Genomic DNA, 11,277 nt, shown 5'->3' on the forward strand with positions numbered 1-11,277 from the left:
GCAACCGTGACGGGTCGTGCTCGACGGTCGGCGGAGTCGAACGGCTGGGTGACTCACCGGTAAGGTTCCGCCCGTGAACGTGCCGGTGAACGTAGTCGTAGCAGTGGACGGAACCTCCGGCTCGGGCAAGTCCAGCACCTGCCGAGCGGTCGCCGACCGGCTCGGGCTCCGCTACCTCGACACGGGCGCGCAGTACCGCGCGATCACCTGGTGGATGCTGCGCGAGGGCGTCGACGTGCACGACGCCGAGGCCGTGGCGGCGCGGGCCGGCGAGCCGGTGCTCGTCTCCGGGACCGACCCGCTCGCGCCCTCGATCACCGTCGACGGCGTCGACGTGTCGGTCGAGATCCGCAGCGACGAGGTCAACGGCGCGGTCTCGCCGGTCAGCGCCGTGCCCGCCGTGCGCAGCCGACTCGTCGACCTCCAGCGCGCGCTGATCGGCACCGGCGGCATCGTCGTCGAGGGCCGCGACATCGGCTCCGTCGTGTGGCCGCAGGCCGAGCTCAAGGTGTACCTCACCGCCGACCCGGCCGCGCGCGCGGCGCGACGCGCGCTCGAGAACGGCGGCGCCGACCTCACCGCCACCCAGGAGTCGCTGCTCGCCCGCGACAAGATCGACTCCGGACGCGCGGTCGCGCCGCTGACCATGGCCGACGGCGCGGTCCACGTCGACTCCACGGACCTGACCCTCGACGAGGTCGTCGAGCTGGTGGTGGGCCTGGTGATGGAGCGCGTGTGAGCGCCCATCTCCAGCGACCGCGCAGCGACGCGGTGCGGACCCCGGCGCGGGGGCTGCTGGTGCGCGGCCGGCGCACCTCGCGCTGGCTGATCCGGCGGCGCTGGGACGTGCGGGTGCACCACGCGGCACGCTTCCCGGACGCCGGGCCGGCCGTCGTCGCCGGCAACCACATCGGCTTCGTCGACGGTCCGCTGATGGCGATCTTCGCGCCGCGGCCGGTGCACGCGCTGACCAAGATCGAGATGTTCACCGGCCCGCTCGGGGCCTTCCTGCGTGCCTCCGGGCAGGTCCCGCTCGACCGCGACCACACCGATCCGGCGGCCGTGCGGATCGCGCTGCGGGTGCTGCGCGAGGGGCACGCGGTCGGCGTCTTCCCCGAGGGGACGCGGGGGCCCGGGGACCTCGAGACCTTCCACGGCGGGGCGGCCTACCTGGCGCTCGTGACCGGGGCGCCCGTCGTACCGCTGACGTTCCTGGGCTCGCGCGACCCGGGTGGATCGAGCAGCTCGCTGCCGCACAAGGGGGCCCGGATCGACATCGTCGTGGGGGAGCCCTACGCCGTCGATGCGGTGCCCTGGCCCCGGACGCGGGAGAATGTCCTCCTGACCTCGGCCGCGCTGCGCGACCACATGCAGCGGCAGCTGGCCGAAGCCCTGGACGAGACGGGGCGGAGCCTGCCCGGCCCGCTCCCGCAAGGAGAACGTGATGAGTGAAGACACCCCGACCGGGGTGGTCCCGGTGCTGGCCGTCGTCGGCCGCCCCAACGTCGGCAAGTCGACCCTGGTGAACCGGATCCTCGGCCGCCGCGAGGCCGTCGTCGAGGACATCCCCGGCGTCACCCGCGACCGCGTGTCGTACGACGCCGAGTGGGCCGGACGCGCCTTCACGGTCGTCGACACCGGCGGCTGGGACCCCGACGCGCGCGGCATGGCCGAGCGGATCAAGGCGCAGGCCGAGATCGCGGTCGGCCTGGCCGACGCGGTGCTCTTCGTCGTCGACGCGACCGTCGGGATCACCGATGCCGACGAGGCCGTCGTCCGGGTGCTGCGCAAGTCCGGCAAGCCCGTCGTCCTGGCCGCCAACAAGGTCGACGACGAGCGGGCCGAGGCCGAGGCGCACGCGCTGTGGAACCTCGGTCTGGGCGAGCCCTTCAACGTCTCGGCGCTGCACGGACGCGGCTCGGGCGACCTGCTCGACGCCGTCCTCGCGGTGCTGCCGGAGGCACCCGAGCACGGCGAGCAGGAGATCGGCGGCCCGCGCCGGATCGCCATCGTCGGACGGCCCAACGTCGGCAAGTCCTCGCTGCTCAACAAGCTCGCGGGCGAGGAGCGCGTCGTCGTCGACAACGTCGCCGGCACGACCGTCGACCCGGTCGACGAGCTGGTCGAGCTGGGTGGGCGCGAGTGGCGCTTCATCGACACCGCCGGCATCCGCAAGCGGGTCAAGGAGGCGTCGGGCCACGAGTACTACGCGTGGCTGCGCACCTCGACCGCCATCGAGCGGGCCGAGGTCTGCGTGCTCGTCCTGGCCGGCAACGAGTCGATCGCCGAGCAGGACATGCGGATCCTCCAGGAGGTGCGCGAGGCCGGCAAGGCGCTCATCATCGCCTTCAACAAGTGGGACCTCGTCGACGCCGAGCGCCGCTACTACCTCGACCGCGAGATCGAGCGCGACCTCGTCCAGGTGCAGTGGGCGCCGCGGATCAACATCACCGCCAAGACCGGCTGGCACGTCGACCGGCTGGTGCCCGCGCTCGACCGCGCGATCGAGGGCTGGGAGACCCGGATCTCGACCGGTGCGCTCAACGCCTTCCTCGGCCGCATCGTCGCCGAGCACCCGCACCCGGTGCGCGGCGGCAAGCAGCCGCGGATCCTGTTCGGCAGCCAGGTGCAGAGCGCGCCGCCGGTGTTCAAGCTGTTCACCACCGGCAAGCTCGACCAGGGCTACGAGCGGTTCATCGAGCGCCGGCTGCGTGAGGAGTTCGGCTTCGTCGGCACGCCGATCGAGATCAAGGTGCAGCCGCGCGAGAAGCGCGGCCGGCGCTAGCGACGACGTTCGTCCACAGGGAGCGACCGCCGCTTGCTTTTGTTCGAACATGTGTTCGAACATAGGTGGGTGAGTGTTCGCCCCTTGGAGATCGCCGATCCGCAGCAGGTCCTCGACCAGCTGCGGGGGCGCATCGCCGCGCTCCAAGGTGGGCCGAGCCGGCTGACGGTGCCGGTGCTGCCGCTGTTCGACGGGCTCCTCACGCTGCGCACCGGCGGGGTCTACGGCGTCGACTCGGCCACGCTCGGCATGGCGCTGGCGGCCGGCGCCTCCCAGGCCGGTGAGTGGGTCGGCTTCGCGGGCTGGGACGACTTCGGCGTCGAGGCCGCCCACCAGCAGGGCATCGTGCTCTCGCGCACCGTGCTCGTCCCGGCCCCGGGTGAGCACTGGCTCGAGGTCACCGCGGCGCTGGTCGACGTGCTCAAGGTCGTCGTGCTCCGCCCGCCGGCCACCGTCGACGCCAAGTCCGCGGCCATCCTCGACGCCCGGCTCCGGGCCCGCTCCGCGGTGCTCGTGGTGCAGGGGGACTGGCCCCGCTGCGAGGCCCGGGTCGCCGCCGAGCGGGTCGCCTGGGCGGGGCTCGACGCCGGCCGCGGGCGGCTGCGCGAGCGCCGGGTCACCCTGGTCGCCCGGCAGCCGGGCCGCGCGCCGGTGCGCACCGAGGCGGTGCTGCCCTGATGCGGACCATGGTGGTCTGGTGCCCGGACTGGTCGGTGACCGCGGCGCTGCTCGAGCGGGCCGACACCGACGAGCCGGTGGGGGTCGAGGCGCCCGCCGTCGTCCTGGCCAACAACCGGGTGGTGGTGTGCAATGCCGCCGCCCGGGCCGAGGGGGTCCGGCGCGGCCAGCGGCGCCGCGACGCCCAGGCACGCTGCCCCGAGCTGGTGCTGCTGGCCGCCAACCCCGACCGCGACGCGCGCTGGTTCGAGCCGGTGCTCAGCGCCGTCGAAGAGGTCCGCCCGGGGGTCGCGCCGCTGCGCCCCGGCCTGCTCGCGGTGCCCGCCCCGGGGCGCTACTTCGCGCGCGCCGGAGCCGGCGTCGACGGTGAGGAGGCCGCGGCGGCGGTCCTCGCCGAGCACCTCGTCCGGGCGGGGGTGTGGGACAGCCGGTTCGGGGCGGCCGACGACCTCTACACCGCCGAGCGCGCGGCCCGCAGTGCCCCGGAGCAGGGCTGCGTCGCGATCCCGCCGGGCAGCTCGGCCGACTTCCTGCGCGGCCTGCCGGTGACCGTCCTCGCCGACGACGGTCCCGAGGGCGCCGAGCTCGCCGGCGTGCTGCGCCGGCTCGGGCTGCGCCTGCTCGGCGACTTCGCCCGGCTGCGCGCCGGTGAGGTGAGCAACCGGTTCGGCGGCTACGGCACCGAGGTCTGGCGCCGGGTCCAGGGCGACGAGGTCACCCGCCTCGCCTCCCGCACCCCACCGCCCGAGCTGGCCTGCGAGATCGCCTTCGAGCCCCCGCTCGACTCCGCCGAGGCGGTCACCTTCAGCGTCCGGACCACCGCCGAGCGCTTCGTCGCCGGGCTCGCCGACCGGCAGCTGGTCGCCACCGGGGTCCGGGTCGAGGCCGAGTTCGAGGAGGGTGTCTCCGCCCGCACCTGGCTGCACCCGCGCTGCTTCACCTCCCGCGACCTCGTCGACCGGGTGCACTGGCAGCTCCAGGCGGGCATGGCGACCTCCGGCCTGCGCAGCCGCAAGAGCACCGGTGAGGACATCACCTCCCCGGTCACCCTGGTCCGCTTCCTCCCCGACACCGTCGAGCCCGCCGGTGACCACGCCGACGGGCTCTGGGGCGGCGGTGCCGACGACCAGGTGGTCCGCGGCGTGGCCCGGGTCCAGGCGATGGTGGGGTACGACGCCGTCCAGGTGCCGGTGCTCCAGGGCGGACGCGGCGCCGCCGACCGCCAGGCCCTGGTGCCCTGGGGTGAGCGCCCCGTCGGCCTGCGTCCCGTCGAGCGGCCCTGGCCCGGCCGGATCCCCGGACCCGCCCCCAGCCGCGTCTTCGCCCACCCGCCCCCGGCGGAGGTCGTCGACGAGGCCGCCGTACCGGTGGGGGTGACGGTGCGCGGCCTCGTCACCGGCGAGCCCTGGCGCTTCCGGGTCGCCGTCACCCCGCGCGCGCTGCCCTGGATGCCCATCGCCTCCTGGGCCGGACCGTGGCCGGTCGACGAGGGGTGGTGGTTGGTCGCGGGGGCAGCAGGGGCAGGGGCGGCGGGGGTGGCGGGGGCGGCGCCCGCCCGGGCGGCGCGCTTCCAGGTGGTCGGCGTCGACGGACGCGCCTGGCTGCTGCGCTGGAGCGCCCTCGGCCCCGACGCCCGGGGCAGCTGGGAGGTCGAAGCCGCCTACGACTGACGCGACCCTCGCCCTCGCCCCCGCCGTCCCCGCGGCGTTACCCTGCCAGGAGGAGCACGCGGCGGCGACCGGGAGGCGGCCATGGGGGCATCGGTGAATCCGGCGGACCTGATCATCCGGAACCTCCGGGCGCTCCACGGCGCCCTCGAGCACAGCGTGACCATCCAGGCGACCCGCCTCCAGGAGCTCATGGACGACCTGGTCGCCCGTGGCGCCCTGACCCGCGCCGAGGCCGACCACCTGGTCGGCCAGCTGGTCACCACCAGCCGCGCCTACTCCCAGGCGCTCCTCCAGGTGCTCGACTCGGTCACGACGGAGTCCCGCAAGGTCCTCGCCGCGCCCAAGGTCCTCACCTCCCCGGTCCGCGCGACCGCCGGGCTCCTCGTCGAGACCGTCCGCCAGGCGCCCAAGCTCGTCGTCCCGGGCCGCCGCACCCCGGCGCCCGCGCCGGCGCCCGCCGCCCCCGCCCCCGCCGCCGCGGCGGCACCGGACCTCCCGGACGTCCCGGATCTGGCCGACCTCACCGTCGCCCAGGCCAAGCCCCGGCTCGCCGGACTCGACGCCGCCGGCCTGCGCCGCGCCCGCGCCCAGGAGGCTGCCGGCAAGAACCGCAAGGGCGTCCTCGCCGAGATCGACCGCCTCCTCGCCCGCGATCCCGGCGCCTGATCGACGAACTGCGAACGCCCCCCGCCGGCGGCGGGCCTCCCGGCGTGCCGGCTGCTCTACTGGACGCGACCACGGCGGGGCCACGACAGAGGCGCCGGCACGACGACAGCGAGCGAGGGGCGGGGACAGTGTCCCGGGACACCGCGCAGGACCGGGCGCACCACGAGGATCCCGTGATCCGGGTCCTGGCCGCCGCACTCGACGAGCGCGAGTCCGCCCCTGGCCCGGGTCGCCGCCGCTGGGTCTGGACCACCGAGCGCCGCGGGCCGGCCTGGTGGCGCCGAAGCCTCCGCTGGGCCCGCCGCCGTCACTCGCGCCGCCAGCGCCGGCGGGTCGCCGCCTGAAGCGGTCGGCCGGACGCTAGGCCGCCGTGAACCCGTCCCCGCCCAGCAGCGGTACGACGTCGTCGGCGTCCAGCGCCGCGGCCGCGAGGACGTCCGCGCGGAACCCGACCGCCACGAGCTCCCGCCCGCTCGCACAGTCGAGCAGCGCCGCCTCGAGCCCGGCCCCCATAGCCGCCGCCGCCCGGTAGGCCGCCCGGGCCTGGCGCGCCTCCGCGCTCCACCGTCCCGCGTCCGGGTCTGCGCCCTCGGTGGCGAGCCCGTCCAGGATCGCCCCCGCTCCCCACAGGTCCTCGACGGCGGGCCGCAGGCTCCCGTCGGGCCAGCGCTCGCCGGCGGGGACGAGCGCGACCCTCGCTCCTGCGGCGATCCGCGGCGCCAGCCAGCGGGCGACGGCGGTCCGGTTCCGCAGCGACGCCCCGACCACCTGCAGCCCGAGCCCGGTCCTAGTGCCGGCTCCGGCCAGCGCCGCACAGATGCTCGACCCGTTCGGCGAGGGCAGCACCAGCCGCGGCACCGGGACGGCGTCCAGCAGCTGCGCCGGCGACAGGCTCGGCGGCGCCGCACCCCCACGCCCGCCCCCGCGCGCCTCGAACCGCCCGACCGCCAGTACGGCGTCCCGCTCCCGTGCGTACGCCGCCGCGCGCTCGTCCTTCCAGGCGAACGGGTGGACCCGGGTCCCGCGGGCGGTCGCGATCGTGAGCGTGGTCGTGAAGGAGAGCACGTCGACGACCACGGCGATGTCCGCGTCCGCGCTGATCGCGGCGCCACCGGTTGGTCCCCACTCCAGCCGGACCTGTCGCCCGGCCTGCGCATGGGCGAGGGCATGGGCAAGGGCCCGGGCGGCGGCGACGCCTTCAGCGTCAGAGGCGGGTGCGGGTTCGCTCACCCCGGCAGCGTAGAGCGGCTCCGGGACCAAGGTGCGTTCGAACAGATGTTCGACTACCGTAGGTCCATGGGCTGGAACAACCCACCCGTCCCGTGGCGCGAGCTCGAGCGCCGCCTCTCGGGCCGCGCGCCGGGACCCGACAGCGAGGCGCCGGTGTCGCGCCGCAAGCGTCCGCGCGCGGAGCCGGTCCCGATCCTGCGGCCCGACCAGGGCACGGCCTATGCCGAGCTCCACTGCCACAGCCACTTCAGCTTCCTCGACGGCGCCAGCTCGCCGCGCGACCTGGTCGAGGAGTCGGTCCGGCTGGGGCTGTCGGCGATCGCGCTCACCGATCACGACGGGTTCGCGGGGGCGCCGCTGTTCGCGGAGGCCGGCACCGACCACGGCCAGAGTACGGTCTACGGCGCCGAGCTCACCCTCGGCCTCACCCAGTCCCAGAACGGGGTCCCCGATCCCGAGGGCAGCCACCTGCTGGTGCTGGCGCGAGGGGTCGAGGGCTACCACCGGCTCTCCGGCGCGATCACCGAGGCGGGCCTGCGGGCGCCCGAGAAGGGCAGCCCGGCGCACGACCTCGACGAGCTCGCCGAGCGCGGCCGCGACCACTGGCTGGTGCTCACCGGCTGTCGCAAGGGCACGGTCCGCCAGGCGCTGCGCGACGACGGCCCGGCGGGCGCCGCGCGCGAGCTCGACCTGCTGGTCGACAGGTTCGGGCGCGACCACGTGGTGGTCGAGCTGACCCTCAGCGACCATCCCGGCGGCGAGGACGACAACGACCTCCTCGCGGCGCTCGCCGACGACCGCGGGCTGCCGGTGGTGGCGACCGGCAACGTCCACCACGCGACGCCCGAGAAGCGGCGGCTGGCGGCGGCGATGGCGGCGGTGCGGGCCCGGCGCAGCATCGCCGAGCTCGACGGCTGGCTCGACCTCTCCGGCGGGGCGCACCTGCGCAGCGGCGACGAGATGCTGCGCCGGTTCCGGTACCGGCCCGACGCGGTGCACCGCAGCGTCGTCCTCGCGGACGAGCTGGCGTTCGACCTGCACAAGGCCTCGCCGCGCCTGCCCAAGCAGGGCATCCCCGAGGGGCGGACGCCGGCCGAGCACCTGCGCGACCTGCTCGAGCGGGGCTTCGCCCTGCGCTACGACCACGAGCCGCACGCGCGCGCCGCCCGGGAGCGGGTGGAGCGGGAGATGAAGGTGATCCTCGAGAAGGACTTCGCCGGCTACTTCATCATCGTCCACGACATCGTCGCCTTCGCCCGCAGGGAGGGGATCCTGTGCCAGGGCCGGGGCTCGGCAGCGAGCAGCGCGGTCTGCTACGCGCTGGGGATCACTGCGATCGACTCGGTCTTCTACAACCTGCCGTTCGAGCGGTTCATCTCCCAGCACCGCGAGGAGGAGCCCGACATCGACGTCGACTTCGACTCCGACCGGCGTGAAGAGGTGATCCAGTGGGTCTACGACACCTACGGCCGCCGCAACGCCGCGCAGGTGTGCAACGTGATCAGCTACCGGCCGCGGATGGCGGTGCGCGACGCCGCCAAGGCGCTGGGCTTCTCGCCGGGCCAGCAGGACGCCTGGTCCAAGCAGATCGACGGCTGGGGGAGCGAGGTCGAGAAGGGGCTGGGCATCCCCGACCAGGTGGTCGAGCTCGCCGAGGAGCTGATGGGCGCGCCGCGCCACCTCGGCATCCACTCCGGCGGCATGGTGCTCACCGAGCGGCCCATCGGCGAGGTGTGCCCGATCGAGAAGGCCCGGATGCCGAACCGGACCGTCCTGCAGTGGGACAAGGACGGCTGCGAGTCGATGGGCCTGGTGAAGTTCGACCTGCTCGGTCTGGGCATGCTCGGCGCGCTCGACCACATGATCCGCCTGGTCGACGAGCACCTCGGGCAGCGCTGGACGCTGGCGACGCTGCCCAAGGAGGAGAAGGCGGTCTACGACATGCTCGGCCGGGCCGACTCGATCGGGGTCTTCCAGGTCGAGTCGCGCGCCCAGATCGGCACCCTGCCCCGGCTCAAGCCGCGCAGCTTCTACGAGCTGGCCATCGAGATCGCGCTGATCCGGCCCGGTCCGATCCAGGGCGGCGCCGTGCACCCCTACATCCGGCGCAAGACCGGCCGCGAGCCCGTCGAGTACGACCACCCGTCGCTCGAGCCGATCCTCGCGCGCACCCTCGGCGTCCCGCTCTTCCAGGAGCAGCTCATGCAGATGGCGGTCGCGCTGGGCGACTGCAGCCCCGACGACGCCGACCTGCTGCGCCGGGCGATGGGCTCCAAGCGTGGCGTGGAGCGGATCGAGAAGGTCAAGGACAAGCTGTACGCCGGCATGACGGCCAAGGGCATCACCGGCGATCGCGCCGACGCGATCTACGTGAAGATCCTGTCGTTCTCGGGGTTCGGGTTCGCCGAGTCCCACGCGCTGAGCTTCGCGCTGCTGGTCTACGCGTCGTCGTGGTTCAAGCTGCACTACCCGGCGGCCTTCCTCACCGGGCTGCTGCGCAACCAGCCGATGGGCTTCTACTCCCCGCAGTCCCTGGTCGCCGACGCCCGCCGGCACGGCGTGACCGTACGACGTCCCGACCTCGCCCGCTCGCAGGCCCGGGCCGGGCTGGAGCCGGGCCCGCCGCCCACCGCCGCCGACCCCCAGCGGTACGACGCCGGGCTCGCCGTGCGGCTCGGCCTCGACGCGGTCAAGGGGATCGGCGACGACATCGCGGCCCGGATCGTCGCGGCGCGCGACGAGGCGCCGTACGCCGACATCCGCGACCTGTCCCGCCGGGCCGGGCTGTCCTCGGCCCAGCTCGAGGCGCTGGCGACGGCGGGCGCGCTCGACGGCTTCGGGCTCGACCGCCGGCAGGCGCTGTGGATGGCGGGGTACTCCGAGAGCGACGGCCAGCTGCCCGGCAGCACGCCCGCCCCCACCGCGCCGGTGCTGCCGGAGATGTCCCCGCTCGAGGTGACCCTGGCCGACCTGTGGGCGACCCGGATCTCCACCGACCTGCACCCGGTCGAGCACTTCCGCACGACCCTCACCGAGGCGGGCATCAAGGCGGTCGCCGACCTGCCCGGCGTCACCGCCGGCCGGCGGGTCCACGTCGCCGGCCTGATCACCCACCGCCAGCGCCCGGGGACAGCCGGCGGCGTCACCTTCCTCAACCTCGAGGACGAGACCGGGATGCTCAACGTGGTCTGCTCGCAGGGCGTGATGCGCGCCCACCGGCAGGCCGCGCGCAACCGGGTGGCAGTGGTGATCCGGGGCACCGTCGAGCGGCAGGACGGCGTGACGAACCTGATCGCCGACGGCGTCCAGCCGCTCGACGTCGTCCTGCCGGGGGTGGGCGACGCGCTCCAGGCCCGCCAGTCCTCGCGGGACTTCCGGTAGGAGGCGCCTACGACACGTTCGCGCAGACCACCTGGCCGACGATGCCCCAGTTCTGCGGCATCGACGGGGCGTACCCGTAGAACTTCACCCCGGTGCCGCCGCCGACGATCGTGCCCTGGGCCACCGAGCTGTAGTAGACGCCGATGCCCTGGATGTCGTCCGGGTCGAGCTTGGTCCAGGTGACCCCGTGGGTCAGCACCTTCTTGCCGGCCGGGCAGCTGACCGTCACGTCGACCCAGTCGCCGGCGCCGGTCGCCTTGGCGCTCGTCCCGGTGACGACCTGGTAGCCGCTGACACCCGGCGTCCCCGGCGTCCCCGCCGCGCCGCGCGGTCCGGTGAGCCGGGTCCGCGCCTCGGCGGACAGGTCGGCGGAGGTGACCTGCCCGTTCTTGATGTGCTTGCTGGTGATCGCGTTCTTCGCGATCTGCTGGCCGGTGATCTTGCCCGCGGCGTACGCGCCGCCGGACAGCGCCACCACGAGCGCGAGCAGCGCGACGACGCCGGCGAACATCCCGGGCCTGAGCCGGATCCGGATCCCGAACATGAGTCCTCCCTCGGGCCGCGCCGACCGTCGGCGGGCTCGACGACGCTAGGGAGGACGCCGTCCCCGCGGCATCAGGGCGGCACCCGAACATTGCGCCAGGGGGAGGGCGATTCGGGGGACCCGGACCGGCTGGGGTAGTGTTCCGTTCGCCCTGGACGGCGATCCCGGACGGGGCTTCGGGCTGTAGCGCAGCTTGGTAGCGCACCTGACTGGGGGTCAGGGGGTCGCAGGTTCAAATCCTGTCAGCCCGACCGAACGAGAACCGCCTCTGATCTGCTGAGAAGCAGGCCAGGGGCGGTTCTTCCGTTTTCCGGGCGGCGCGA

At 74.7% G+C, this 11,277-nt stretch carries 10 protein-coding genes and 1 tRNA gene; 9 read left to right on the forward strand and 2 right to left on the reverse strand.

Features of this window, described 5'->3' with window-relative positions; all coding sequences use genetic code 11:
• Window positions 1-103: 103 nt before the first annotated feature.
• From cmk to BM223_RS12670, 7 genes are all read left to right on the forward strand, one after another.
• On the forward strand, window positions 104-739 hold the full coding sequence (gene cmk / locus BM223_RS12640; RefSeq protein WP_371861503.1) for a (d)CMP kinase: 636 nt from the start codon (window positions 104-106) through the stop codon (window positions 737-739).
• Window positions 736-1,452 (forward strand): lysophospholipid acyltransferase family protein, encoded by a 717-nt coding sequence (locus BM223_RS12645; RefSeq protein ID WP_038678724.1) that lies wholly within the window; start codon window positions 736-738, stop codon window positions 1,450-1,452. The genes cmk and BM223_RS12645 overlap by 4 nt, the downstream gene beginning before the upstream one ends.
• Window positions 1,445-2,785: a ribosome biogenesis GTPase Der gene (gene der / locus BM223_RS12650; RefSeq protein WP_038678726.1), complete on the forward strand. Its 1,341-nt coding sequence runs from the start codon at window positions 1,445-1,447 to the stop codon at window positions 2,783-2,785. The genes BM223_RS12645 and der overlap by 8 nt, the downstream gene beginning before the upstream one ends.
• Before the next feature lie 69 nt (window positions 2,786-2,854).
• Entirely contained in the window at window positions 2,855-3,463 is a 609-nt protein-coding gene (locus BM223_RS12655) for a hypothetical protein (RefSeq protein ID WP_141267314.1), read from the forward strand.
• Entirely contained in the window at window positions 3,463-5,133 is a 1,671-nt protein-coding gene (locus tag BM223_RS12660; RefSeq protein WP_052138566.1) for a Y-family DNA polymerase, read from the forward strand. The genes BM223_RS12655 and BM223_RS12660 overlap by 1 nt, the downstream gene beginning before the upstream one ends.
• A gap of 81 nt (window positions 5,134-5,214) precedes the next feature.
• Window positions 5,215-5,799, forward strand: a complete 585-nt coding sequence (locus BM223_RS12665; protein ID WP_038678728.1) for a hypothetical protein — start codon at window positions 5,215-5,217, stop codon at window positions 5,797-5,799.
• Between the two features lie 128 nt (window positions 5,800-5,927).
• Window positions 5,928-6,143 carry a hypothetical protein gene (locus tag BM223_RS12670; protein WP_038678730.1) on the forward strand — a complete coding sequence of 72 codons (216 nt, stop codon included), beginning with the start codon at window positions 5,928-5,930 and terminating at the stop codon, window positions 6,141-6,143.
• Between the two features lie 16 nt (window positions 6,144-6,159).
• Here BM223_RS12670 and BM223_RS12675 read toward each other — a convergent pair whose 3' ends face one another.
• Window positions 6,160-7,029, reverse strand: coding sequence for a 2-phosphosulfolactate phosphatase (locus BM223_RS12675; protein WP_082003960.1), 870 nt, complete (start codon window positions 7,027-7,029; stop codon window positions 6,160-6,162).
• 66 nt (window positions 7,030-7,095) lie between these two features.
• Here BM223_RS12675 and BM223_RS12680 point away from each other — a divergent pair, with 66 nt between their 5' ends.
• Window positions 7,096-10,410 carry an error-prone DNA polymerase gene (locus BM223_RS12680; RefSeq protein WP_038678732.1) on the forward strand — a complete coding sequence of 1,105 codons (3,315 nt, stop codon included), beginning with the start codon at window positions 7,096-7,098 and terminating at the stop codon, window positions 10,408-10,410.
• A 7-nt stretch (window positions 10,411-10,417) separates the two neighbouring features.
• Here the strand turns inward: BM223_RS12680 and BM223_RS12685 are convergent, their stop codons facing one another.
• Window positions 10,418-10,954, reverse strand: a complete 537-nt coding sequence (locus BM223_RS12685; protein ID WP_038678733.1) for a hypothetical protein — start codon at window positions 10,952-10,954, stop codon at window positions 10,418-10,420.
• Between the two features lie 177 nt (window positions 10,955-11,131).
• Here BM223_RS12685 and BM223_RS12690 point away from each other — a divergent pair.
• Window positions 11,132-11,205: transfer RNA gene (locus tag BM223_RS12690), tRNA-Pro, on the forward strand.
• Window positions 11,206-11,277 lie beyond the last annotated feature (72 nt).

It is taken from the genome of Pimelobacter simplex (genome assembly GCF_900114845.1).
GTDB lineage: Bacteria > Actinomycetota > Actinomycetes > Propionibacteriales > Nocardioidaceae > Nocardioides > Nocardioides simplex.